Here is a 22,714-nt window from a genome sequence, read left to right as displayed (position 1 = left end):
TCACCACTTCCCGTAGTAAGGGTGTTCACGGGGAAGTCGAATCGGCGAGAAATTTGTTACATCACATGCAACGCGCATTCGTGAGATTACTGTGAGAACAATTCTGTGAATGTGAAAGGGCCGCCCACCTGCGGTGAGCGGCCCTTCTCAATCGTTCTGACTAGCTGCGGACCATCTTGCGCAGCACGTACTGCATGATGCCGCCGTTGCGGTAGTAGTCGGCCTCACCGGGCGTGTCGATGCGGACGACCGCGTCGAACTCGACCTTGGCGCCGTCGGCCTTGGTCGCGGTCACGTGCACCGTCGACGGCGTGGTGCCGTTGTTCAGCTCCGTGACGCCGGCGAAGTCGAACGTCTCGGTGCCGTCGAGGCCCAGCGACGCGGCGTTCTCGCCCGCCGGGAACTGCAGCGGCAGGACGCCCATGCCGATCAGGTTCGAGCGGTGGATGCGCTCGTAGGACTCGGCGATGACGGCGCGGACGCCGAGCAGCGACGTGCCCTTGGCCGCCCAGTCGCGCGACGAGCCCGAGCCGTACTCCTTGCCCGCGAGCACGACCAGCGGAACACCGGCGGCGGCGTAGGACACCGACGCGTCGTAGATGGTGGTCTGCGGGGCGCCCTCGGCCAGGAAGTCGCGGGTGAAGCCGCCCTGGACGTCGTCGAGGAGCAGGTTGCGCAGACGGATGTTCGCGAACGTGCCGCGGATCATCACCTCGTGGTTGCCGCGGCGGGAGCCGTAGGAGTTGAAGTCCTTGCGCTCCACACCGTGCTCGGTCAGGTACTTGCCCGCGGGCGAGTCGGCCTTGATCGAACCGGCGGGGGAGATGTGGTCCGTGGTGACCGAGTCGCCCAGCAGCGCGAGGACGCGGGCACCCGAGATGTCGGTGACCGGCTTCGGCTCCATCTCCATGCCCTCGAAGTACGGGGGCTTGCGCACGTAGGTGGACTCGGTGTCCCACTCGAACGTGTTGCCGGTCGGCGTGGGCAGCGACTGCCAGCGCTCGTCACCGGAGAACACGTTGGTGTAGCCCTTGGTGAAGCCCTCCGCGGAGATCGAGGTCGAGATGACCTCGGCGATCTCGGCCGGCGACGGCCAGATCTCCGACAGGTAGACCGGCTTGCCGTCGGTGTCGAAGCCGAGGGGCTCGGTGGTGATGTCCTTGTCCATCGAACCGGCCAGCGCGTACGCCACCACGAGCGGCGGGGACGCGAGGTAGTTCATCTTGATGTCCGGGTTGATCCGGCCCTCGAAGTTGCGGTTGCCGGACAGCACCGAGACGACCGCGAGGTCGCCTTCCTGCACGCCCGCCGAGATCTCCTCCTGCAGCGGGCCCGAGTTGCCGATGCAGGTGGTGCAGCCGTAGCCGACCAGGTGGAAGCCGAGCTTCTCCAGGTACGGCATGAGGCCGGCGCGCTCGTAGTAGTCCATGACGACCTTCGAGCCCGGCGCCAGGGTCGTCTTGACCCACGGCTTGCGCTCGAGGCCGCGCTCGACGGCCTTCTTGGCCAGCAGGGCGGCACCCAGCATCACGGACGGGTTCGAGGTGTTGGTGCACGACGTGATCGCGGCGATCGCGACGGCGCCGTGGTCCAGCTCGAACTCGTTGCCGTCGACGGTGACCTTGACCGGGTTCGAGACCCGGCCGGTGGCGCCCTCGGCGGCGGACTGGAAGACGGCGGGCTTGCCGGAGCCGTTGTCGCCCTCGTGGATGGCGACCGGGTCGCTGGCCGGGAACGTCTCGTCGACGGCCTCGTCCACGCCGGACAGCGCCGCGGACTCGGTGTGCGCGACGTAGGCGCCCAGGGCCTGGCGGAACGACTCCTTGGCGTTGGTCAGTTCGATGCGGTCCTGCGGGCGCTTCGGGCCGGCGATGGACGGGACGACCGTCGCCAGGTCGAGCTCCAGCGTCTCGGAGAACACCGGCTCGCGGGACGGGTCGTGCCAGAGGCCCTGCTCCTTGGCGTAGGCCTCGACGAGCGCGATCTGCTCCTCGGACCGGCCGGTCAGGCGCAGGTAGTCGATGGTCTCGCCGTCGATCGGGAAGATGCCGACCGTGGAGCCGAACTCCGGCGACATGTTGCCGATGGTGGCGCGGTTCGCGAGCGGCACGGCGCCGACGCCCTCGCCGTAGAACTCGACGAACTTGCCGACGACGCCCTGCTTGCGCAGCATCTCGGTGATCGTCAGCACGAGGTCGGTGGCGGTGGCGCCCGCGGGCAGCTCACCGGAGAGCTTGAAGCCCACGACGCGCGGGATCAGCATGGAGACCGGCTGGCCGAGCATCGCGGCCTCGGCCTCGATGCCGCCGACGCCCCAGCCCAGCACGCCGATGCCGTTGACCATCGTGGTGTGCGAGTCGGTGCCGACCAGCGTGTCCGGGTACGCCTGGCCGTTGCGGACCATGACGACGCGGGCCAGGTGCTCGATGTTGACCTGGTGCACGATGCCGGTGCCGGGCGGGACGACCTTGAACTCGTCGAACGCGGTCTGGCCCCAGCGCAGGAACTGGTAACGCTCCCTGTTGCGCTCGTACTCCAGGTCGACGTTCAGCTCGAACGCGTCCGGGCGGCCGAAGATGTCGGCGATGACCGAGTGGTCGATCACGAGCTCGGCGGGAGCGAGCGGGTTCACCTTCTCGGCGTCGCCACCCAGCTGGGTGACGGCCTCACGCATGGTGGCCAGGTCGACGACACAAGGCACGCCGGTGAAGTCCTGCATCACCACGCGGGCCGGCGTGAACTGGATCTCGGTGCTGGGCTCGGCGGCCGGGTCCCAGTTGGCGAGAGCGCGCACGTGGTCGGCGGTGATGTTCGCGCCGTCCTCGGTCCGCAGCAGGTTCTCCAGCAGGATCTTCAGGCTGAACGGAAGACGCTCGGCGCCCTCCACGGCGCTCAGCCGGAACACCTCGTACGAGGCGTCGCCGACGTTGAGCGTGCCGCGGGCGCCGAAGCTGTCCAGGCTGTTAGTCACGTGCAACTCCATCTGGTGACAGCGCGGTGGTCAGTTCGGGGTACGGGGAGAGTCTTCCCCACCGGGTCGACCGCTGCCCCTCGACCCCAAACAGTACGCGTGTCCTGTTAGCCGCTTCAACCCAGGTTGCCCTAAGTCACTCATCGATGGCGTTGCTCGGGTGGCCCGGCGCCGGAGGTCCGCCGGGCCACCGGAGTGGCAAGGCGGATCAGGCTCCGCCGTGTTCCTTGACGACCCGGCGGGCCGAGGCGAACAGCATGCCGATGTTGACCGACTTGGGGCAGACCACGACGGCGACGACGTCCTCGTGGTGGTTGTCGCGGATGAACAGGTGGGTGAGGTTGCTGCTGTTGACCAGGATCTCCTGGAAGTAGTGCTCGGCGCTCGCGATGCCGCGCCGCTCCTTGAAGATGTTCTCGATCATCGTGACGGTGCGGCCCTGGAAGAGGTCGAGCGTCGCTCCCGCGAGCAGGTCGAGCACCTCCGACGGGTGGCTGTCGGTCGTCTCGAACGACAGCAGCATGCCGGTGGCCATGTCGACGACCCCGGCCGCCACGCAGCCCGGCACGTCCTGCTTGAGGTGCTTCACCATCGCGACCATCTGGTCGGACATCGCTTTCTGGTTCAACCCTGAATTGGTCAATGCACTCTTCTTTTCACGCGGCGGCGGACAGTACGTGGTTGATGCGTTCGATTGCGGGCTGCGACTCCTGGTGGAGCCTGCTGACGTTGATTCCCTCGTCGCCGAGCACGACCATCAGTGCCATCGATCCGACCGCGTAGACGGCCATGCAGCCGTTGCTGCAGTAGAGCACTGTTTGCCGGAATGCGCCCTGCCCGGTCGCCGCGCACGTGGTGCGGGCGAGTCCGAGATCCGCCGCGGCGAGTGCGGAAATTCCGTCGGCGTCAATCTTGTCGGACGTGTCCGCCAGGATCAGGAGGCCGTCGTTCGCGGCGAGCAGGGTGTCCGTGATTCCGGCGACCCGTTCGCGCAGCCCGTTCAGCTCGGCGGCCAGCACGTCGCGGTTCAAAGCTTTTTCCTTTCTCCTTGTTTGAACAACCTGGGTAACAGCTGGCGCCTCAGCGACCGGGGCAGCGGTACGTCGTCGCCGGCGTCGCCGATGGGTTTCGGCGGCGGGTTCTGGGGTGCGGGCGGGAGTGGCGGGCGGGCGGGCCGGCGCGGACGCAGCGCCGGTGTCCGGTCGGTCGCCGGGCCGCTGATCGACGTGCCGGACACGACGGTCAGCAGGCCGTCGCCCACCATCCGGCAGACCTCGATCGTCACGGCGTACACGCTGCGGCCGCACACGAACGCGATGTCCCTCGCGCAGCGCCTGCCGGACGCGTGCACCAGGATCTCCCTGCGTGCCGGGCTGAGTTCCCGCTCGATCTGGTGCAGGCCGCGGGTCGGCGCGACCCGTTCGCGGTGCGGCGACAGCGGGTGCGGCAGCGCGAACAGGGCGGAGAGCCGGCGCGACGTCTCCTGCAGCAGGCGCACGGGCTCGACCGGGGCGTTCATCGGGATGGCTATGTCGTGCGCGTCCGCGGTGAGCAGGCAGCGTTCGATGTCACCGGCCACGAGGGTGAACGCGGCGTCGTGCGCGGCCATCATGGCGACGACCTGCAACGCCGTGGAGCCGATGCAACCGCGGGCGACGAGTTCGGCCTGGTGCGACCGCAGTTCGGCACCGGCGCTCAGCGCGGTCGTCCAGTCCGATTCGCTGATTCGTCCGGAACGCAACAACAAAGCGTCCGGGCCCGGCGAACCGGCGCTTTCCACGGCGACTATTCCGCCGTCCCTCAGGTGGATTCGCCCGCCGGGATTTCCCATGACGTGCAACGTGCCCGTGGCGCGTGCGGTGTCGCGTCCGGTCAATGCGCCCGCGAGCAAGTCGAAGGAGAATTTCGTCCCGCTGTTCAGGGTGGTCACCCGCAATCAAAGTCGAACTGAACCGCGCGACTTCAGATTTCGCGCTTCAGGTCAGTCATCCTTGTTGCTGAGGTAACGGTTTGTCGCCCTACTTCACTCGATCGAGTGAAATGTCATGGTGCTGTATTCATCGCAGATAAAAGTGGTTTCACGCAGGGTGTGATCAGTGGAACATGAGAATGATTCCGAAGGCGGCGAGCATCAGCAGTTTCGCGCATTCGAGCGCGATGTAGGACAGGTGGGCGCGGGACCGGGGAGGCGTCCCTCCGTCGATGATGATCCGGGCCCTGGCCTCCAGTCGCGGCCGCACCACGAGCACCTGGACGGTCAGCGTGATCGCGAGCGCCATCAGCAGCACGGTCGCGGCGATCGGCCGGGGAGCGAACGCGAACGTCGCCGCGGTCGCCGCCGCGAGCACGACCTCGGCGCGGTTCAGCGCGCGGAACACGATCAGCCCGATGCCGAGACCGAGCGGCAGGGTGATGCCGGGGGCGCGGAACTTGAGCGGTGCCTCGATCGAGATCGCGACGACCATGCCGAGCCAGATGTACGCCGTTGCGAGCGGTAAGAGCGTCATGAGTGGTTATCTTGGCGGGGTGCTCCTCGATCAGGTCTCCAAGCGGTACGGGCGCGGGCCCTGGGTGCTGCGCGACCTCACGCTGGAAGTCTCCGGTCTGGTCGTGCTGACCGGCGCGAACGGCACCGGCAAGTCGACGCTGCTCAAGATCGCCGCCGGGGTGCTGAAGCCGACGACCGGGCGCGTCGTGCGGCCCGCGTCGGTCGGCTACGTCCCGGAGCGTTTTCCGTCCGACGTCAAGATGTCCGCGTCGTCCTACCTGTCGCACATGGGGCGTGTGCGCGGGGCTGCCGCGAACGACGTCCTGGAACGGCTGGGGTTCGTCGGGTCGATGACGGCGCCGATGTCGGAGCTGTCCAAGGGCAATGCGCAGAAAGTCGCGCTGGCGCAGGCGTTCCTGGCTTCCGACGTGCTCGTGCTCGACGAGCCGTGGACCGGGCTCGACCCGTCGGCCGCCGCGGAACTGGTGTCGCTGCTGGAGGATCGGACGGCGCTGGTGTCCGATCACGAGGGACATCTCGCGTCGGCGACCAGGGTCGACCTCGCCGGTGGGCACGTGACGATCGAACTCAGCCGGGTGGTGGGGCTCGACGCGTTGGAAGCGCTGGACGGTGTGCGGTCCGTGTTGTCGCGCGGGTCGTCGGCGCGGGTGGTGGTGGCGCCGGACCGGAGTGACCAGGTGCTGGCCGAGGCGTTGCGGCTCGGCTGTTCGGTGCGGAGCGTGCGGTGATCTCCCTGGTGCGGTACCTCGCGGCCGATGTCTTGCGGGGACAGCGGTATCTGGCGCCCCTGCTGGTGTTCCTCGGTGTGATGGGGATGTTGTTCGCCAGTGACGCCGGGCAGCCGCTGGAGGCCTACTCGGGTTCGTCGGCGTTGCTCTACCCGATCGCGGCGTGGATGGCGGTCGTGGTGGCGACGTCCGAGGACGTGGTGCGGCGCGAGATCACGGTGGTGTCGGCCGGCGGGTGGTCGCGGGTGCTGACCGCGGCCGCCCTGGTCGCGGTGTCGTGCGGGCTGGCGATGGCGTTGCTCGCCGCGGTGTGGCCGGTGGTGACGAACCCCCACCCGTACACGGCAGGTCAGTTTTTTGTCGGACTCGGCGCTCATACTGTGTGTGCGTTGCTGGGTGTCGGAGTGGGACTGATGTTCGCGCGGCCGGTGTTCGACTCCATCGGACGGACCGTGCTCGCGGTGTTCGCGGTTGTCGTGCTGACGTATCCGCTGGGGCGGGCTACTCCGCTCGGGTGGGTGCTGGACGCGTTGGGGCACAACCAGAGTTCGCTGTCCGTGCTGTGGGCCGGGGTCGTCGGGGTCGCGCTGGTGTCGGCCGCCGTCGTCGTGGGTGTGCGGCGGGCCTGATGCGGGTCAACGTGCTCGGGCCGCTGCAGGTCCTGGTCGAGGGCGCGCCCGTCGAGGTGCGTGGGAAGAGGCTGCGCTGGTTGCTGATCCGGCTGGCGATGGAGCCTGGCCGGGTGGTGGCCGCCGACCGGTTGATCGCTGACCTGTGGGCGGACGAGCCGCCGGTCGACGGTCCGGCTTCGTTGCAGTCGCTGGTGTCGCGGTTGCGGCGGACGCTGGGCGCCTCGGTGGTCTCGTCGCACGCGCTGGGATATCGGCTGGAGGCGTCGACCGACGTCGAGGAGTTCTCGCGGACGCGCGACGCGTCGTTGTGGCGCGGGGCGGCGTTCGAGGAAGCGCCGTTCGCGGTCGACGAGGCGGTGCGGCTGGCGTTGCTGCGCGACGACCTGGCCGGGATCGAGGCGCTGGCGGCCGCGCATCCGTTGCGGGAGGACGTGCAGGCCCGGTTGATGCTGGCGCTGCACGCGGCCGGGCGGCGGTCGGACGCGTTGGAGGTGTTCGCACGGGTCCGGTCGGCGCTGGCGGACGAGCTCGGGGTGGACCCCGGTTCGGCGCTGGCGGCTGCCCATGCGACGGTGCTGCAGGAGCGTCCGGTCCGGGGGAACCTGCCGGCGTCCGTGGGGTCGTTCTTCGGGCGGGACGATGATCTGGCGCGGTTGTCGTCGTTGTTGCGGGACAACCGGTTGGTGACGCTGACCGGGTTCGGCGGGGTGGGCAAGACGCGGCTGGCGCTGACGTACGCGGCCTCGGTCGCCCAGGCCTGGTTCGTCGAGCTGGACTCCGCCGCCGAACCGTTGGCGGCGCTGGACGCCGCCTTGGGGCCGAACCCGTTGGCCACGCCGGTGTTCTCCCGGCTCGGGTCGTCGTTGGTGGTGCTGGACAACTGCGAGCACGTGGTCACCGCCGCGGCTTCGTTGTGCGAGCGGTTGCTGGCCTCGGCGCCGTCCGCTTCGGTGCTGGCCACCTCGCGGGAGCCGCTGGGAATTCCCGGCGAGGTCGTGGTGCCGGTGGCGCCGCTGGACCTGGACCACGCCGTCCGGTTGTTCGCCGCACGGGTCGGTGTCGCCTTCGACGGTGACGTGGTGCGGCGGGTTTGTGCCGCGCTGGACGGGATTCCGCTCGCGGTGGAGCTGGCGGCGGCCAGGGCCCGGTCGTTGTCGGCGGCGCAGCTGGAGTCGCGAGTGGACAGCCGGCTGCGGCTGCTGGACCGGGGCGCGCGGACGGGGCCGTTGCGGCATCGGACGTTGCGGGCGGTGATCGACTGGAGCTGGGAGCTGCTGGACGACGCCGAGCGGACCTTGCTGGCGCGGCTGGCCGTGTTCGTCGGCGGGGCAACGGCTGCCGCGGTGCACGCGGTCTGCGGGCCGGGCCTGCCGGGCGGGGGTTCCTCGCTGGGAACGGCTGTACGTGGCCTGGGCGGTGTGCGGGAGTCGGCCGGCGATGTCGGTGCGGAGGCGAGCGAGTCGTCGGAGGCCGTTGTCCCGGACGGGCGAGCGGCGGCTGCGGGGGTGCGTGAGCCGCGTGAGGCAGGCTCGCGCAGGGGTACCCCCTTGCTGGGAACCCCTGCGTTTCAACGTACTCAGGACCCCCGACAAGATCGGGATCTCTGGGACACCGAGGACCTGTTGTCGGCGCTCGTCGAGAAGTCGCTGGTCGTGCGTGCCGGTGAGCGGTACCGGTTGCTGGAGACCGTGCGCGAGTACGCGTTGGAGTACGGGCAGGCCGATCCCGCCGGTCATGCCGCCTACTACGTGGCGCTGGCCGAGCAGCACGAACCGTTGTTGCGCGGGCCGCGGCAGCTTGAGGCGCTCAGGGTCTTCGACGCGGAACGGGCCAACTTCGACGCCGCGCAGGCGTGGGCGATCGGGCACGACGACGGGCTCGCCCGGCGGATGATGGCCGCCCGCACGTGGCACTGGCTGGTGATGACCAAGCGGTTCGAGGAGATCCGGCGATGGGCGCCGCTCACGCCGGACGACCCGTTGTCGCAGGTGCTGGCCTCGCTCGGCACGCCGCGGGCGCTGGCCGCGGCGGAACGGCTGTGGCAGGAGGACGTGCCGACGGCGCTGTGCGCGTTGATGCTGACCAGCGGGCAGGTGTGGGGTTCGGCCGAGCTCGGGGGTCGGCTCTCCGCATTGGCGGATCGGCTGGAGCAGTCTGACGACGAGTGGATGCGGGCGTTCTCGGCGCTCATCCGCGGTGTGGTGGCGGGCGAGTTCAGCGACGGGTCCGCGCCCAGGGCGGAGGCGGCGTACCGGCAGGCGCTCGACAGGTTCAGGGCCGTGGGCGACCGGTGGGCCGTGGTGTTCGGGCTGTCGTGCCTGGTCATGGTGCTGATCAACCGCGGTGCGTTCGCCGAGGGGTTCCAGGCGGTGAGCGAGGCAAGACGAGTCGCGGAGGAGCTCGGGGACCCGGACGCCGTGCTGGTGCCGATGTCGGTGCTGGTGCAGACGGCGCGGTTGAAGATCCGGATCGGCGATCTCCAGGGCGCGCGCGAGGATCTGGGACAGGTGCGGGCCTCGGCGGTCGACCTCGACCAGGCGCGGGTCGTGCAGGTTCAGGGCGAGATGGCGTACTGGAAGGGCGACTTCGAGGAGGCCGTGACGCTCTACCGGCAGGCACTGCACGCCACGGAGAACTCGCTCGCGACCCAGTTCCGGGCGAGCGTCCACGCCGGACTCGGGCTGGCGCTCACCAGGCTCGGGCGGCTCGAGGCAGCGGGTGCGGAGCACGCGAAGGCGCTCGACACGGTCAAGGCGAGCGCGGACGGGCCCGCCCACGCGATGGTCCTGGAGTGGTACGCGGACTGGCTGCTCGCCCAGGGCGACCCCCGGAGTGCGGGGGAGGCCCTGGACGAGGCGGAACGGCTACGCGGCGGCCCCAGCAGCGACCCGTCGGTGGTGCAGCTGCGTGACCGGGTTCGCGCCGAAGTAGGCGTCGATCGCTGACCGGCCGATCGCGGCGACGTAGCCGTCCGGGCGGACCAGGACCGGGCCGTCAGGAAGGTCCAGGGTCACGAAGTCGGGGCCCCGCACCAGGTCGAAGATCCGGCCGGCCGCGATCTGCCCGTCGGGCATGCGGTCGCCCGGCTGCAGGCCCGGTCCGTCGGAAACGCGGTACGACAGCGAGAGCTGCAGGGTCTGGTCGTCGCGCTTCTCGAACGGGTTGCCGGACGTCATGATCGCGGTCGTCATGCCGAGCAGCCACTCCGCGACGGGCTTGCGTTCGGCCTCGTAGCTGTCGAGCTGCGTCTCCATCGCGAGCTTCCAGCCCAGGTTGTAGGCGTCCTGGATGCCCGTGTTCATGCCCTGCGCGCCGGCGGGGGAGTGCACGTGCGCGGCGTCCCCGGCGAGGAACACCCGGCCGACCCTGAACCTGTCCACCATGCGGATGTTGGTGCGGTACAACGACATCCACGTCGCGTCGTGCACCACGACGTCGTCCAGGCCGGTGCGTTCACGCACGATCTGCCGGTACAGCTCCAGCGACGGTTCACCGGCGCCGGTGGCCTGGAACTGGTAGAGATCGGTGCCGGGCAACGGGCACAGGGCGAGCCACTGGTCGGCGCGGCCTCCCCAGCTGTGCCAGTGGTCGCGGTCCAGCCCGGAGACCCGGACGTCACCGACGAGCATCCGCTGGTCCTCGTGGGTTTCGCCGACGAACCGCACGCCGAGACGCTTGCGCACGAACGACTTCCCGCCGTCGCAGCCGACCAGGTACCTGGCCCGCACGGTCTCCGCACCGAGCACCGCGGTGACTCCCTCGTCGTCCTGGAAGAACGACGTCAACGGTGTGCCGTACTCGACGGTCCCGGCGGGCAGCGCGTCCCGCAGGATCTGCTCGACGCGGAACTGCGGGATGAGCATGGTGCTCGCGTAGGGGCGCTCGACCGTGGGGTGACGGCCCTCGTGCACGTCCCACTCGCGCACCACCTCGCGGCCGTTGTAGGCGCGCATGGTCATGTGGAACCGGCCGGAGGCCAGCACGGGCTCGATCACGCCCAGGTCGTGGAAGACCTCCATGCTGCGCGGCTGCAGGCCCTTGCCGCGCGAGCCGGCGAACGGCGCGGGCGAGGCGTCGACGATGCGGAACGGGACGCCGCGGCGGGAGAGGTCGAGGGCCAGGGTGAGGCCGGTCGGGCCGGCGCCGATGATCAGAACCTGAGTGTCCATGACCGAAGAGTCGACCCGTGGACTGCCAAGGCCCTGTCACCGCGCTGTTGCGCCGTGACAGGGCCTGGTGAGCAGCGAGAACCTACTTCTTGAGCAGCTCGATCAGCGCGTCGACGTCCTTCGGCTCGAAGCCGCGGAACACCGTCAGCGCCAGCTCGTAGTACGAGCGGATCGGGCTCACGTACCACTTGCCGTCGACCTCGGTCGCGACCACGCCGACACCGGTCTTCATGACCGACGCCGCCACCCGGCCGATGACCTCGACCGCAGCGGCCGGAATCTTCTTGCCGCCCTGCTGCTGCAGCAGCTGCGTGATCTCGTCCGCGCACAGCTTCTGCGAGCCCTGGCCGGGCACGTCGGCCGCGTAGCAGTCACCGTCGCGGGTGATCGTGACGGTCTCGCCCTCGGCGGTGACCGACAGCTTCTTGACCGTGACCTGCTTGCCGCCGGTCACGTCCTTGACGTCGGTCTCCAGCGCGTTGAGCTTGGCACCGGTCGGCTTCTGCGTGCCGGCCTGCTCCAGCAGCAGCGGGCCGAGGTCCTGCAGCACACCGGCCTCGTCCGGCGGCAGCAGCGTGATGACCTTCTTCAGATCGCCGTCCAGCGCGGCGGTGACGAGGTTCTTCGCCGCGTCCTCCGCCGAGCCGGCGCCCTCGGGCGCGAAGCCCTGCTGCGGCCACTTGAGCTTCTCGTCCTCCAGGACCGCGTTGGCGATCGTGTAGAAGGCGCTCGGGTACCACTTGTCGCCGACCTTGATCGACGCGATGCCGATCGGCGTGCCGCGCTTCTGCACCTCGGCGGTGATGTCGAGGGTCTCGGACTTCGTCGAGGTGAGGTTCAGGTCGTCGCCGAGCGCGTCGACGAGCTTCTGGGTGAGCGGGATCTTCGACGCGTCCGAGGTGATCGTGATCTTCCCCTCGACCAGCTTGTTGATGGTGAGGTGGTCGTTGATCTTCTCGGCCTTGGCCTCGTCGAACTTGATGTTCTCGCTCTTGAACTCGACGCCCGTGAGCTTGTTCGGGTCGGCGTCGGACTTCAGGATCTCGAGACGCTTCATCTCCTTCGTCATCGACTCCATGTAGTCCTTCGACAGCGCCGCCTCCGCGGGCGCCAGCGAGGCCATGATGCCGACGACGTCACCGCTGCCGAGCTGCTCGATGAGGTTCTTCGCCGCGACGGCCGGGGTGTCCTGACCCGCGTTCGCCGCCGGGTCGGACTTCTTCAGCGCGAAGAACGTGACACCGCCGCCGATGAGCAGCAGCACCGCGATCACGGCCGTGACGACCAGGCCGGTGCGCTTCTTCTTCGGCGGCTCGCCGCCCATCGGGGCGTAGCCGTACGGCTGCTGCTCGAAGCCCTGCTGCGGGAAACCCTGGGGCCCGGTCTGCGGGAATCCCTGCTGCGGGAAGCCCTGCGGTCCGGTCTGCGGGTACGCGCCCGGCTGCTGCTGCGGAAAGCCCTGGGGGCCGGTCTGCGGGTAGCCACCCTGCTGCGGCTGCTGCTGATAACCGCCCTGCTGCGGGTAGCCGCCCTGCTGGGGCTGCTGCCCGTACGGGTTGTTCTGCGGCTGCCACTGGCCGCCGCCGCCACCTGGGTAGCTCACGGGTTCCCTCCTGGAAGTATCACTGCGCTGCGCCTGTAAGAGGTGAGCACCGTGATCGCCCCCACGATCGTCAGTACGGCACCGGCAAGAGTCGTGACCGGTCCAGCGATGCTGATTCCGACCAATGAACCCTTGCTATCCCCTTGGACTGTGGCTAGTAGGGCCACGGTTCCACTGATCGTGCCAAAGAGAAGACCGATGCATGCGGCAAACCGTCGAAATCGGACCACGTACAGGGCCACGGCGATCATGGCGAGAGGCGTGAGACCCACCCAGATCGACGTGACGACGCTGCCCGCCACCCCGTCCAACCCGGCGAGATCACGCAGCGAGAGCACTTCGTAACTGTCCCTCGTGGTCGATCCGGATTTGAGCCAGGGAAGGAAAGTCCCGGCGATGGAAGTGACGAGGCCCACTGCCATGATCCCGGCCGCGATGGCGGCTCCCACTGCGCTGCGCACCCGACTAGTGTGAACCGATGCCCTCCGACGCGTGCACAGCGGCACGGGCGCTGGTCGCGTCCGCGCACCGGATCACGGTGCTGACGGGTGCCGGAGTCTCCACCGATTCAGGCATCCCGGACTTCCGCGGGCCGGACGGGTTGTGGACCCGCGACGCCGACGCGGGCAAGGCCGCTTCCCTCGACGCCTATCTCGCCGATCCCGAACTGCGCAGGCTCTCCTGGCGGACGCGGCTCGACAGTCCCGTGTGGACGGCCAGGCCCAACGCGGCGCACAAGGCGTTGGTGGAACTGGAACGGTCCGGCCGGTTGCGTACCGTCGTCACCCAGAACATCGACGGCCTGCACCAGAAAGCCGGCTCCGATCCGCATCGGGTGCTGGAGCTGCACGGCACGTTGCATGCGACGGTGTGTCTGGCATGTGGTGCCACGGGCCCGATGCGTGATGCGTTGAAGCGCGTCGCCGAGGGCGAAGTCGAGCCGGACTGCCAGCGCTGCGGGGGAATCCTCAAGTCCGCCACGATCTCGTTCGGGCAGGAGCTCGACGGGGAGGTCCTGCGGCGCGCCCGGCTCGCGGCGCTGGACTGCGATGTGCTGCTGGTGGCCGGCACGTCACTGTCGGTGCAACCTGCCGCGGGTCTCGTGCCGCTGGCCGCGCGCGCCGGTGCCCAGGTGATCATCTGCAACGCCGAACCGACGCCGTACGACTCGCTGGCGGCGGTGGTGCTGCACGAACCCGTCGGTGAGGTGCTGCCCGACCTCAGTTCGGTTCCCCCATCCGGGGGAGGCACATTCTCGTCCTGGGGAGATCCGAGTACCTGGTCGTAGGGTCGGGTTCATGCGCGTACCGCTGATCACCACGGACTTCCTGGACCGGGCGTCGTTCGCGTTCGCGGCGACGACGGCGACCATCGACGAACCCGACCAGCCCGCCAAGCCGGTGGACACGACGACGTACGCGGAGATGGCGACCCGCGTGCGCGCGTGGCAGGCGGGGTTCGACGCACTGGGCGTCGGCGAGGGCGAGCGGGTCGCCGTCGTCAGCCACAACTCGGCGCGGATGCTGGAACTGCTGCACGCGTTGCCCGGCAGCGGGCGGATCTGCGTGCCGGTGAACTTCCGCCTGCGGCCCGACGAGGTGAAGTACATCGTCGAGCACAGCGGTGCGTCGGCGTTGTTCGTCGACCCGGAGCTGGAACTCGACGACGTGGTGGCGCGGCACCGGTTCACGTTGGGCGAGGAGTCGGAGTCGCTGCTTCGGTTCGATGTGGAGCCACGGCCGTGGAGCGCGCCCTCGGAGGACGCGACGGCGACCATCAACTACACGTCCGGAACCACTGCGCGGCCTAAGGGCGTGCAACTCACGCACCGCAACATCTGGCTCAACGCCGTCACGTTCGCCATGCACACACGTGCGTGGGAGGGCGACGTGTACATGCACGTGCTGCCGATGTTCCACTGCAACGGCTGGGGAATGCCGTTCGGTCTGGCCGGCCTTGGTGTGCCACAGGTGGTGCTGCGCAAGGTGGACGGCGCCGAGATCCTGCGCCGTGTGCGCGACCACGGCGTGACGCTGATGTGCGGTGCACCGGCCGTGTGGAACGCCGTGCTGGACGCCGCGCAGTCGTGGGACGGCGAGATCCCCGGCCGTGACCGCGTACGGATCGTGTGCGCCGGTGCACCACCGCCCTCACGCACGATCCAGCGCGTGACCGAGGAGCTCGGGTGGGAGTTCCTGCAGATCTACGGCCTGACCGAGACGGCGCCGCTGCTCACGTTTAACCGCGCCCAGCCCGGCCCGGCAGGTGAGGAGAAGGCGAAGAAGCAGTCACGGGCGGGTGCGCCCGCGTTGGGCGCGCAGCTGCGGATCTCCGAGACCGGCGAGGTGCTGGCGCGGTCGAACGTGGTCATGGAGGGCTACTGGGACAACCCGGAGGCGACCGCCGACGCCATCGAGGACGGCTGGTTCCGCACCGGTGACGGCGGCTACTTCGACGACGACGGCTACCTGACGATCTCCGACCGCAAGAAGGACGTGATCATCACCGGCGGCGAGAACGTCTCGTCCATCGAGGTCGAGGACTGCCTGTTCTCGCACCCGGCCGTCGCCGAGGTCGCGGTCATCGGCGTGCCGCACGAGAAGTGGGGCGAAACGATCAAGGCGCTGGTCGTGCGTTCCGCGGACGTCACCGAGGCCGAGCTGATCAAGCACTGCAAGGAGCGCCTCGCCGGGTACAAGGCGCCGACGTCGGTGGAGTTCCGCGACTCGATCCCGCGGACGGCTACCGGCAAGATCCAGAAGTTCAAGCTGCGCGAGTCGTACTGGGCGGGCAGGGACCGCGGCGTCAACTAACCGACCAGGCGGCGCCGCCAGTCCAGGGGCGTGACCTTGATGGTCTGTCCGGGATCACGGTTCCACTCGGTGTGCAGGCCGGCTGCTTTCAGAGCGGCCACGACCTCGTCGCCGATGGCCGCCGTGGTCTCGGACGTGCCGTCGAATCCGCCGTAGAGCAGCGTCAGGCCGTGGCCCGCGGCGGCGGAATCGGTGCACTGGGTGTGGAAGTAGACGAAGCCGCGGGCGGTGACGCCGGCCCGCTGCAGGGCGGCGAATGCGCGGGTGAGCCGCTCGGGGTCGGTCTTGCCCTGCCAGGTGGTCTGCTCCGCGACCCGCTCCTGCCACAGCCGGTCGGCCAGCATCACCGCCTGCTCGCGGGAGACGGGCCGGCGGTCCGCGGTGACCAGGTAGTCCTCGGCCAGTTCGGCGCGGGAGGTGTAGCCCCCGGCCAGCACCTCGTGGACCCGGTACTCAGCTGCCTGCGGTCGTCGTCGCCGAGGTCGAGCGGCGGCACCTGGCTGGTGGGGGCGAGCACGGTTTCGGGAGCGCCGGCCGTCGTCTCGAAGTGCCGGTCAACGGCGCCGTCACGGTGCTCCAGCGCGTAGCCGCCGCCGGCCTCGTGCCAGACCTGGGCGAAGACGTCCGGCACTCGCTGCACCACGAGGAACCGGTCGCCCCGGATCCGGTGCACGCTAAGCACCTGACCAGAAGTCTTGTCCGAAACCTCACGACTCGTTGATGCCGAGCGCGTCTGCAAGTACCACCAACTCTTGATCGAATCGCCCTCAACTACACCCAACCGGTTCGTCGCCCGACGAACCGTCGCCGTGTCCTCCGTCCAGAACCGCCCTGTTGGTAGTAGAAAAGTGCCTGTTGATGTTGAGTTGGCGGTACTTGCAGACGCCATCAGGCCGAACGGGCGTCCGTCAGGCGAGTAACGGACACAACTTCTGGCAGCCTGCTTAGACCACTCCGGCGACACGCCGGACTCCGATCGTCCCAAAAGGACCACCGCCCGTGTTCCACTGTGACACGTGTGGTTGACGGTGCGTTAGTTCCGGATGCGCCGAATGAGTCTGATTGGTCTAATGCGGTCGGAGGTGATGTCCGGTGTTGACACGATTCTCCGCCGTGGTGGTGTTGATGGCGGCATTCCTGACCGGCACGGCCAACGCGGTGCCGCCGCCTCCGCCGAACCCGAGCGACGCGGAGATCTCGGCGTCGCGGGCCGAGGCCGACGCGAAGGCGGCCCACGTGGGCGAGCTGACCGGGCGGCTGACGCAGGCCGAGTCACGCCTGCAGGAGCTGATGGACGAGGTCTCCTACAAGCGCGAGCTCGCCAACAAGGCCAGGGTGGACCTGGAGACGGCGATCTCCGAGGCCGAGGCCGCCCGCCGCGAGGCCACGGCCGCACGGGTGCAGGCCGATGCCGCCGGCGCCGCCGTCGAGCAGAGTCGTCGTGAACTGGACGAGTTCGCGGCCGCCTCGTACCAGCAGGGCAGCACCGTCGGTTCCTTCTCCGCCTACATCGGCGCCAAGTCGCCGGAGGACCTGCTGGCGCGCGCCCAGATGCTGGAGGCGGTGTCGGCGTCCAGCCTGAACCGCCTGGACCAGGTGACCCGCGACCAGGGCACGGCCGCGAACCTCGACTCCGCCGCCCGCGCGGCGCTCAACAAGGCCGAGGCGAAGCAGGCCGCCGCCGACGAGGCCAAGAAGGTCGCCGACCAGGCCCAGCAGGTGGCCGTCGACGCGCACACCGCGCAGGCCGCGGCGACCACGCAGCTCCAGTCCGACAAGGACGCCGTCGAACGCGAGCTGAACGCCGCGCGCGGTCAGGTCACCGGACTGGAAGCACAACGCCAGCAGTACGACCAGTGGGTCGAGGCGAAGAAGCGCGAGGACGAGGAGAACGCACGCCGTGCCGCTGCTGCTGCGGCGGCCCAAGCGGCGGCTGCAGCGCCAGGACCCCAACGTCCGGCGGCTGCTGCTCCCGCTCCGTCAGGCAACCGCGTGCAGACGGTCATCAACCGGGCGTTGGCACAACGCGGCGTCATCTACGCGTGGGGCGGCGGCAACTACAACGGCCCGACGTACGGCGTGCGCGACGGCGGCGTGGCCGACTCGTACGGCGACTACCGCAAGATCGGCTTCGACTGCTCCGGCCTGATGATGTTCGCGTTCGCCGGTGCCGGCGTGTACCTGCCGCACTACAGCGGCTACCAGTACAACTCCGGCCGCAAGGTCCCGCTGTCGCAGATGGCGCCGGGCGACATGATCTTCTGGGGTCCGGGTGGTGGCACGCACGTGGCGCTGTACCTGGGCGGCGGGATGATGGTCGAGGCACCGCATTCCGGTGCTGTGGTGCGGATTTCGTCCGTGCGGTACGGCGGCATCATGCCGTACGTGACCCGCGTGCTCTGAAACCCGGTGACCCGCCGCAGGGGCGGGCCACCGGGAGACTCGCTCAGGCAGCGTTGAGCCGCAGCGGGCCCGTCGAGCCCGACTTCGGGTAGACCCGCGTGAGCCAGTTGTGGAACGGGTGGACCGTCGTCACACCGTCCGGCCTGCGGATGGTGATCTCTTCGAGGCACCAGTGCGGGCTGTCGTCGTTGTTGGCGAAGTAGATGTCGATCGAGTTGACGCTGCCGAGGTTGGACAGCGTCTTGTCGTAGACGTCCGTGCGGCCGCGCTCGCGGTCGTCGCCGGGGTTGTCGAGGAGGATCCAGGCCGACGAGCCGGCGGAGCCGTTCAGCCGCGCCTCGACCCGCGAGTCGGTGCCCGCGTCCTCGACGTTGCAGGTCCGGACCTCGATGTGGTAGTTGCCGGCGGCGGCCTGGGCGCTGCTCATTCCCATCATGGCCGCGAGTGCGGCAGCCGAGATGCCGACGAGCGCACGAGCTGCGAGCTTCATGCTTGTTCCCCTCCTGGTTGGGCGGTGCTACGAGGGAGAACAGTGCCCGCCGGCGATTGCACGACTATGCGGTGATGGTGAAATCCGCAGCTCAGCCGGTACGGCAGGCCTTGCCGTCGACGGTGAACGCGGTCGGATCGGCACCGCTGCCCAAGGCGACGAATCCGATGTGGACGGACCCTCCCGGCTTGACGGCGTGGTTCCACCTAAGATCGGTCGCCGTCACTTCCCGCCCGGTCTGACGCCAGTGCGCCGCCCAGCCTCCGGTGATCCGCTGGGTGCCGGGGAGGGTGAACGCGAGCTTCCACCCCGCCCACGCGGTCTTGCCGGTGTTCTTGAGGGTCACGTTCACCGTCTGACCGTGATGCCACCGGTGGGCGTCGTAGCTCACCTCGCAGCCCGGCCGGCTGACCTGCTCCGCCGCCCAGCCGCTGACCCAGGCGAGCGCGGAGTTCCAGTTGATCGCCACCTCGTTCACCGAGTAGGCGCCGATGTCGTCGACCCAGCACTTCTGCACCGGACAGCCGACGAGCAGCCGGGCGGCCACCGGGTCCTGCAGGAAGCTGTTGGGACCACCGGACAACGAGCCCGGCGGCGCCGTCGGCAGGCTGGCGTCGTTCTGGTGCGCCCAGAACCGGTGGTGCGCGTTGTGCATCGCCTGCTCGCCGTAGCCCGCCACGTAGGAGGTGCTGAGCGGGTTGCGGCCGAGGAGGTAGTGCAGCGCCTCGAACACGCCGTCGCGGTACTTCGCGGCGCCGGTGAAGTCGTGTGCCAGCGCCAGCACCTGGGCGTTGTTGAGGACCGTGGAGTTCGATCCCCAGACGTACCCGTCGGCGCCCTCGTACGGCGTGGCGTAGCCCATTCGCGCCATGGAGGCGAGGTGCTGGTCCGCCACCGCCGCGAACGCCGACTTGATCGCCGCGATGTCCGCCTTCGGCAAACGGCTGGGGGCCAGGGCGAGCGTGATGTCACCGAGCGGCGCCGTGCCGCCCCAGGAGAAACCGCCCGTGTTCAGGCTGGCCGCCCGGTAGTGCGGTGAGCCGGTCACGTCGGCCCGGTACGCGGCGTCGCCGGTGGTCGCGTACAGCTCCGCCGCGGCCCAGTAGAACTCGTCGCTGACGGTGTCGTCGCTGTAGGCACCGCCGCCGGTGCCGTCGTTGGGGTCGGCGAGCTTGGCCGGGTTCGCCTTGGCCGCCGTGTAGGCCTTGCGGGCCGCGGTGAGCAGCGTGCCGGAGTACTTGGCGTCGATGCCTCGCCACAGGCGGGCGGCCTGCGCTGCGACCGCGGCCAGGTTCAGCGTCGCGGCGGTGCTGGTCGCGGACAGTCTGCGGACCTGGTCGTCCAGTTCGGGGCGGGTGGGCAGGCCGGTCCAGTTGGCGTCGTGGATCTTGTGGTGCGCCATGCCGTCCGGTGCCTGCATCTTCAGCAGGAAGTCGATCTCCCAGCGCGCCTCGTCGAGCAGGTCCGGCACGCCGTTGGCCCGCTCCGGGATGTTCATGGTGCCGTCGGCGAACGCGGTGGCGTCACCGATCCGGACCGCACGCTCGTAGGAGTTGAGCAGCTGCCACGTCGCGATACCGCCGTTGACCACGTACTTGCCGTGGTCGCCCGCGTCGTACCAACCGCCGCGCACGTCGAGTGTGTAGCCGCAAGAGAGGTCTGACCGGCACGGCACGTTGTTGTCGCCTTTGTTGGGCGCGACGTTCACGTGACCGGCCGGGCGCGCGTACTCGTCACCGACGTACCGCGCTTCGATCGGCGTGCCGCTGCGCTGGTGGTAGAAGAAGGCGAGCGAGTCGTAGCGCAGCCGCTTGACCGCGTCGGCGGAGATGTCGAACGGGAAGCTGGTGTCGGCGCCGACGGACAGCGTGTAGCCGGTGCCCGGGGTGTCGAACGACGAGAAGTCGATCAGGTGCACGGGGTCGCCGGACGCCTTGTCCGCTCCCTTGGGCATGCTCTTGCCGGTGGCCACGGCGGTGCCGGCGGAGTTCTTCAGCGTCCACGTCTGAGGTGTGGTCTCCGCGGAGACGAGCGTCGCGCGCTTGGGCAGACCTGGCACGTAGCCGACCTGGTCGACCTGGACCTTCCTGGTGGGGTTGGGGTTCACGCCGCCGGGTGGCTTCACACCGCCGATCAGCGAGACGTTGTCCACGCAGATCGTGTTGTCGGACGACTGCCCGCCCAGTTGGAAGGCGACCTGGCCGTTGCCGGCGTCCGGGAAGTCCAGCGTGGACGTGAAGCTGAAGGTGAAGTGCTGCTTGGTCGTCGTGAGCGCGAAGGTCTGGCTGGCGATTCCCCGGTACGGGCTGACGCTCTCGCCGGCCGCGGCCACGACGCTCTGCGCGGTCGTGGCGTGGGCGTCGAACGACAGGGTGTAGGACTGACCGGTCTCGTACGGGACGCCGTTCTGGCCGATCAGGGCGTCCCACGGGTTCGTCGTGCCGCCGGTGACCGAGGCGCACAGCTCGCCGGCGGTGATCCGGTTGGTCACGCCCGCGCTGCTCCACCAGGGATCGGCGGTCCCGCTCTCGAACGTTCCGTTCAGCAACCGCTCGTAGTCCGCCGCGGCGGCGGCCGGGAGTGTGGTTGCCGACAGCACCGCGAGCAGGGCCGCGGCCAACCGTGTCGATCTCATGCCCTGAGGTCCTCCGTCCGCTTTGACGGTTTTCTGGGAGCGCTCCCAGAAGGAGGACCATAGGGTGGTCGCGCCGACCCGGACAAGCTCCGTTCGGTCGCTGTTCTAGAGGGCGCGGCTCCAGAACTGGCCGATCACGTCGTGACCGAAGCTGTGCTGCGGAGTCTTCTCGATCAGCTCGAACCCGTGCGCCTCGTAGATCCTCCGGGCCGACGTCAGGCCGTCGACCGTCCACAGCACGATGCGTTCGTATCCGGCGTTCTTGGCGAACTGGATACACGTGTCGACGAGCTTGTTGCCCGCGCCGTGGCCACGGGCGTTCGGGTGCACGAGCAGCACGCGCAGTTTTGCGGTCGTGTCGGTTTCCCTTACGCAGAACACGCATCCGACGCACTGGCCGTCGAGTTCGGCGATCCAGGCGGCTTCCTTCGCGGCGTCGTGCTCGGCCGCGTAGTCGCCGACGATCTTGGCGACCAGGGCCTCGAACGACGTGTCCCAGTTGTGCTCGGCGGCGTAGAGCTCGCCGTGCGCCTGCACGACCCAGCCCAGGTCGCCCGGCTTGCCCAGAGGGCGGATCAGCATGCTCGCCTCCACTGACACGACTGTTTCAGTAATGCGAAGATAGCGTGCATGGCGTCCGCGCGGGAGACCGAACTGCTCGAAGCCGCTTACCGCTACGTGCTCACGCACGGGCTGGCCGACGTGTCGCTGCGGCCGCTGGCGGCGGCGATCGGGTCGAGCACGCGCGTGCTGCTCTACCTGTTCGGCAGCAAGGACGGGCTGGTCAAGGCGCTGCTGGCGCGGGCGCGGGCCGACGAACTGGCATTGCTCGCCGACATCGGCACGGGACCCGACGTGGTCGCGCGGCTGTGGGAGTGGCTGGCGGCGCCCGCTCATCGGCCGTTGCTCACGTTGTGGCTGGAGGCCTACGCGCGCTCTCTCGTGGAACCCGACGGGCCGTGGGCCGGCTTCGCGCGCGCGACCGTGGAGGACTGGTTGGAGGTGCTCAAGGCCTCACAGCCCGAGGACGTGCGCGACACGCCTGCTGGGCTGGCGGAGCGCACTCGGGAGCTGGCGTTGTTGCGGGGTGCCCTGCTCGATCTGCTGGCGACCGGGGACGAGAAGCGGGTCAGCGCGGCACTGGAGTGAAGCCGAGGCTCGTGAGGAGTCGCTCGGACGGCGTGTTGCCGTCGGTGACCGCGGCGAGGACCGGGGCGTCGAGGGCGCGCAGGGAGGCCGCGACGACCGCGGTGCCGAAGCCGCGGCCCTTCCACTCCGGGTGCGTGATCACGTAACCGAGCCAGAAGTCGTTGTCGTGCCGGGAGATCAGCGAAGCGGCCACGAGCTGGTCCTCGCAGACGACGAAGCTCGCGTCCGGCACGGCGTTCGGTCGCCAGTTCGCGATTTCGACCGCTCCGTCGCTGTTGCCACCGAGCTGTTCGTCGATGGTGCCGGCGTAGGCGCGTTCCATCAGGTCGGCGAGGGCGGCGTCGTCCTCGTCGTTGATGGTGCGGACGTTCTGCGGTAAGTCGGGCACCGGGCCTGGCGCGCGACGGTACAAGGTCCGTTTCATGCGCTCAGTGTGCCGGGGAGCTCGTGGTGTGGCGCGGCACGTTGCCGGGGGAATTCGCGGTCAGGCGGGTGCGAGGCGCCCTGCTGAGCGTGGATTACCTCGCCAACGTGCCGAGTCGCGCCACTAAGCAGGCTGCCAGAAGTTGTGTCCGTTACTCGCCTGACGGGCGCCCGTTCGGCTTGATGGCG

Annotated in this window: 21 protein-coding genes; 7 read left to right on the top strand and 14 right to left on the bottom strand. The window is 69.2% G+C overall.

Going from position 1 to position 22,714, the window contains the following annotated elements:
* Positions 1-160: 160 nt before the first annotated feature.
* The 5 genes from acnA to B0F77_RS26040 all read right to left on the bottom strand — a co-directional run bounded on the left by acnA (position 161) and on the right by B0F77_RS26040 (position 5,478).
* On the bottom strand, positions 161-2,971 hold the full coding sequence (gene acnA / locus B0F77_RS26060) for an aconitate hydratase AcnA (protein ID WP_245848635.1): 2,811 nt from the start codon (positions 2,969-2,971) through the stop codon (positions 161-163).
* A gap of 208 nt (positions 2,972-3,179) precedes the next feature.
* Entirely contained in the window at positions 3,180-3,584 is a 405-nt protein-coding gene (locus B0F77_RS26055) for a hypothetical protein (protein WP_086665617.1), read from the bottom strand.
* Between the two features lie 43 nt (positions 3,585-3,627).
* Positions 3,628-4,002, bottom strand: a complete 375-nt coding sequence (locus B0F77_RS26050; protein ID WP_086665616.1) for a roadblock/LC7 domain-containing protein — start codon at positions 4,000-4,002, stop codon at positions 3,628-3,630.
* Positions 3,999-4,901 (bottom strand): hypothetical protein, encoded by a 903-nt coding sequence (locus tag B0F77_RS26045; protein WP_086665615.1) that lies wholly within the window; start codon positions 4,899-4,901, stop codon positions 3,999-4,001. The genes B0F77_RS26050 and B0F77_RS26045 overlap by 4 nt, the downstream gene beginning before the upstream one ends.
* A 163-nt stretch (positions 4,902-5,064) precedes the next feature.
* A complete protein-coding gene (locus B0F77_RS26040; RefSeq protein ID WP_086665614.1) occupies positions 5,065-5,478 on the bottom strand; it encodes a hypothetical protein in 414 nt (137 codons plus the stop codon).
* Between the two features lie 19 nt (positions 5,479-5,497).
* On the opposite strand from B0F77_RS26040, the gene B0F77_RS26035 reads away from it, so the two are divergent.
* From B0F77_RS26035 to B0F77_RS26025, 3 genes are read left to right on the top strand one after another with little or no spacing between them, the layout of a single operon-like run.
* On the top strand, positions 5,498-6,208 hold the full coding sequence (locus B0F77_RS26035; protein ID WP_245848633.1) for an ATP-binding cassette domain-containing protein: 711 nt from the start codon (positions 5,498-5,500) through the stop codon (positions 6,206-6,208).
* Positions 6,205-6,837, top strand: coding sequence for a hypothetical protein (locus B0F77_RS26030; protein ID WP_086665612.1), 633 nt, complete (start codon positions 6,205-6,207; stop codon positions 6,835-6,837). Before B0F77_RS26035 ends, B0F77_RS26030 begins: the two co-directional genes overlap by 4 nt.
* Complete coding sequence (locus tag B0F77_RS26025) at positions 6,837-9,785, top strand: AfsR/SARP family transcriptional regulator (protein WP_086665611.1); 2,949 nt, start codon at positions 6,837-6,839, stop codon at positions 9,783-9,785. Before B0F77_RS26030 ends, B0F77_RS26025 begins: the two co-directional genes overlap by 1 nt.
* On the opposite strand, the gene B0F77_RS26020 is transcribed toward B0F77_RS26025, so the two are convergent.
* The 3 genes from B0F77_RS26020 to B0F77_RS26010 all read right to left on the bottom strand — a co-directional run bounded on the left by B0F77_RS26020 (position 9,705) and on the right by B0F77_RS26010 (position 13,073).
* Entirely contained in the window at positions 9,705-11,009 is a 1,305-nt protein-coding gene (locus tag B0F77_RS26020; RefSeq protein WP_086665610.1) for an FAD-dependent monooxygenase, read from the bottom strand. The genes B0F77_RS26025 and B0F77_RS26020 overlap by 81 nt on opposite strands.
* An 82-nt stretch (positions 11,010-11,091) precedes the next feature.
* A complete protein-coding gene (locus B0F77_RS49115) occupies positions 11,092-12,612 on the bottom strand; it encodes a flagellar basal body protein FliL (RefSeq protein WP_211294026.1) in 1,521 nt (506 codons plus the stop codon).
* Positions 12,609-13,073 carry a hypothetical protein gene (locus B0F77_RS26010; RefSeq protein WP_143466910.1) on the bottom strand — a complete coding sequence of 155 codons (465 nt, stop codon included), beginning with the start codon at positions 13,071-13,073 and terminating at the stop codon, positions 12,609-12,611. Before B0F77_RS26010 ends, B0F77_RS49115 begins: the two co-directional genes overlap by 4 nt.
* A gap of 17 nt (positions 13,074-13,090) precedes the next feature.
* On the opposite strand from B0F77_RS26010, the gene B0F77_RS26005 reads away from it, so the two are divergent.
* Together B0F77_RS26005 and B0F77_RS26000 are read left to right on the top strand one after the other, a co-directional pair.
* Complete coding sequence (locus B0F77_RS26005) at positions 13,091-13,900, top strand: SIR2 family NAD-dependent protein deacylase (protein WP_086665608.1); 810 nt, start codon at positions 13,091-13,093, stop codon at positions 13,898-13,900.
* A gap of 10 nt (positions 13,901-13,910) precedes the next feature.
* Positions 13,911-15,425, top strand: coding sequence for a class I adenylate-forming enzyme family protein (locus tag B0F77_RS26000; RefSeq protein WP_086665607.1), 1,515 nt, complete (start codon positions 13,911-13,913; stop codon positions 15,423-15,425).
* On the opposite strand, the gene B0F77_RS49110 is transcribed toward B0F77_RS26000, so the two are convergent.
* Complete coding sequence (locus B0F77_RS49110; protein WP_211294025.1) at positions 15,422-15,862, bottom strand: DUF6891 domain-containing protein; 441 nt, start codon at positions 15,860-15,862, stop codon at positions 15,422-15,424. The two genes, B0F77_RS26000 and B0F77_RS49110, sit on opposite strands and share 4 nt — an antisense overlap.
* A complete protein-coding gene (locus tag B0F77_RS49105; protein WP_211294024.1) occupies positions 15,769-16,098 on the bottom strand; it encodes a hypothetical protein in 330 nt (109 codons plus the stop codon). Before B0F77_RS49105 ends, B0F77_RS49110 begins: the two co-directional genes overlap by 94 nt.
* 419 nt (positions 16,099-16,517) lie before the next feature.
* On the opposite strand from B0F77_RS49105, the gene B0F77_RS25990 reads away from it, so the two are divergent.
* Positions 16,518-17,828, top strand: coding sequence for an NlpC/P60 family protein (locus tag B0F77_RS25990; RefSeq protein WP_245848631.1), 1,311 nt, complete (start codon positions 16,518-16,520; stop codon positions 17,826-17,828).
* A 43-nt stretch (positions 17,829-17,871) separates the two neighbouring features.
* Here B0F77_RS25990 and B0F77_RS25985 read toward each other — a convergent pair whose 3' ends face one another.
* The 3 genes from B0F77_RS25985 to B0F77_RS25975 all read right to left on the bottom strand — a co-directional run bounded on the left by B0F77_RS25985 (position 17,872) and on the right by B0F77_RS25975 (position 21,535).
* The gene (locus B0F77_RS25985; RefSeq protein ID WP_086665606.1) at positions 17,872-18,318 is read right to left on the bottom strand and encodes a PLAT/LH2 domain-containing protein; all 447 of its coding nucleotides are present in this window, start codon (positions 18,316-18,318) and stop codon (positions 17,872-17,874) included.
* A 91-nt stretch (positions 18,319-18,409) separates the two neighbouring features.
* Positions 18,410-20,953 (bottom strand): glycoside hydrolase family 9 protein, encoded by a 2,544-nt coding sequence (locus B0F77_RS25980; protein WP_086665605.1) that lies wholly within the window; start codon positions 20,951-20,953, stop codon positions 18,410-18,412.
* 105 nt (positions 20,954-21,058) lie between these two features.
* Positions 21,059-21,535, bottom strand: coding sequence for a GNAT family N-acetyltransferase (locus tag B0F77_RS25975; RefSeq protein WP_086665604.1), 477 nt, complete (start codon positions 21,533-21,535; stop codon positions 21,059-21,061).
* Between the two features lie 48 nt (positions 21,536-21,583).
* Here B0F77_RS25975 and B0F77_RS25970 point away from each other — a divergent pair, with 48 nt between their 5' ends.
* The gene (locus B0F77_RS25970) at positions 21,584-22,102 is read left to right on the top strand and encodes a TetR/AcrR family transcriptional regulator (protein ID WP_086665603.1); all 519 of its coding nucleotides are present in this window, start codon (positions 21,584-21,586) and stop codon (positions 22,100-22,102) included.
* Here B0F77_RS25970 and B0F77_RS25965 read toward each other — a convergent pair.
* On the bottom strand, positions 22,083-22,526 hold the full coding sequence (locus tag B0F77_RS25965; protein WP_086665602.1) for a GNAT family N-acetyltransferase: 444 nt from the start codon (positions 22,524-22,526) through the stop codon (positions 22,083-22,085). The genes B0F77_RS25970 and B0F77_RS25965 overlap by 20 nt on opposite strands.
* Between the last annotated feature and the right edge of the window lie 188 nt (positions 22,527-22,714).

The organism is Lentzea kentuckyensis, assembly GCF_002150765.1.
Classification (GTDB): Bacteria; Actinomycetota; Actinomycetes; order Mycobacteriales; family Pseudonocardiaceae; genus Lentzea; species Lentzea kentuckyensis.
Note: the sequence above shows the minus strand (reverse complement) of the source record. Positions and strands in the feature narration are given on the sequence as shown.